The organism is bacterium endosymbiont of Bathymodiolus sp. 5 South, assembly GCF_900128535.1.
Classification (GTDB): Bacteria; Pseudomonadota; Gammaproteobacteria; order PS1; family Pseudothioglobaceae; genus Thiodubiliella.
Window position 1 is genome coordinate 1 of the sequence record NZ_FQTR01000280.1, and the last position, 1,590, is coordinate 1,590.

The 1,590-nt window shown below is 32.6% G+C and carries 2 protein-coding genes; both read right to left on the bottom strand.

Features of this window, described 5'->3' with window-relative positions; genetic code table 11:
• Positions 1-219: 219 nt before the first annotated feature.
• Entirely contained in the window at positions 220-582 is a 363-nt protein-coding gene (locus BBROOKSOX_RS10815; RefSeq protein WP_139661797.1) for a hypothetical protein, read from the bottom strand.
• On the bottom strand, positions 579-1,590 hold a 1,012-nt coding region (locus BBROOKSOX_RS10820), incomplete at its 5' end, for a hypothetical protein (RefSeq protein ID WP_180324017.1). The genes BBROOKSOX_RS10815 and BBROOKSOX_RS10820, both read right to left, overlap by 4 nt.

Here is a 1,590-nt window from a genome sequence, read left to right on the forward strand (position 1 = left end):
TTTTGTTTGGAGTATTAAGGTTTGTATTAGCAATGGTTGGAGTTATTGCCAGGGTTGTGATTAAGGTTAAAATTGATATTACAAATGGGTTTGGCATTTGGTTATTTTAATGGGTTTTGGTGGTTTTTTTGTTTTAAAAATAGTGGCTTTGTTTTTAATGAGAGGGTGAAGTTATATTTTTACGATAAAAGGGTAGCGTCCCATTTTTATTATTGCCTCCTATTTTAGAGTTGTATGTAAAATAGGGGTATTGCATTTTATTTTAAGTTCAAAATTTTCAAAGTCGTTAGGCCATTTATCCTCATAACAATACCCTTCTAACATATCTAGCATTCCATCTTTAATATACAATAAAAAACCAGCACCATATTGCAATCCATCTATTTCAGCATATACATTGTTTAATTTAAAGTTTCCTGTTTCTTCTAAAGGCATCTTTGAAATATTTAAAGTGGTAAAAAAGCCCACTCCTGTCATTTCTCTATTTTTAACATTGATATTATGTAATTGTTCTTGTAATTTATTGTGACCTATTAATATTTTGTTTATTACAGCTAATTCTAGTTTATTTAATTGTTTCATTTAAACACTGTTCCAATTTTTATTACATCATTCATTGCATTCCCACGCACAATAATAACATCATTTCCAATTTTTATATTAACCTCAAAAACACCTGAAATATTTTTATGTTTAATAACTTTTTGTGTTGCCTTCTCTATAGCATTAAATGCCTTCTGTTCGGAACCATAAATTTTAATTAAATTATTGAGATTATGCCTAGGTTTTCCAAATATATGTTTTAATTTATTTGGATCAGTTTTACCAACAACCTTTCCAACAACCTTAGAAGAAGTCCTAAGCGCAATACTACCACCTAACCCACCTGCAACATCAAAAATAATATCGTCACTTTTTGCGTATTGCCCCCAAGAGTTTAATATCCCTCCTGTTTTGCCATCATCATGCAATCCTGCCGCTGCATTGCTAATTGTATGTTGATAATTAGGAGTGTTTTCAATATTGTAACCTAAATTATTTTCAACAGATGCTTTGAATGTGCTTAGCTCTTCAGGCTTCATTAAAATATTGTTGCCTGTGTTTGGATTGTAAGCACTGTAAGCAATAACTTTGCCATTTTTATCTTGCATCTCTCGGACTTGATAATTACTATAATTGCTATTGGTGTTCTTTTTATTGGTAATTATTACAACTACATTTGGATTGGTAGTAGATTCTTTCAATCTTTTCTGAGTGGCTTTACCATAGCAATTAGTGCCAGAACAAAAGTCCTCTCCCTTGCTTTTATCGATCTTTGCATAATCCTGATTGTTGTTGTCAACAAGCTTTTGGTTTCTTTGTCTTTCTGCTGGTGTGTTGCCTAAGTTGTTATTGTTGGTATCTGCTAAGTTGCCATCACCATAGTTTTCTGAGGCAAATTCAACATAATCGCTAAAGTCGTCTCCATAGTTTTGGGCATAGATTTCATTGTCTGCTTTACTTGTGTTGTTCTGTGGGTTGGTGTTGATACTTGGGTCTTGGTTGTCTATCGCATGGCTGGTTTCATGTCCTAGGGTGGTTGCTAAATCT

Bases quoted from the DNA above. Each gene is read 5' to 3' on its own strand.
- BBROOKSOX_RS10815 (WP_139661797.1), bottom strand. From the start codon at position 582: ATGAAACAATTAAATAAACTAGAATTAGCTGTAATAAACAAAATATTA.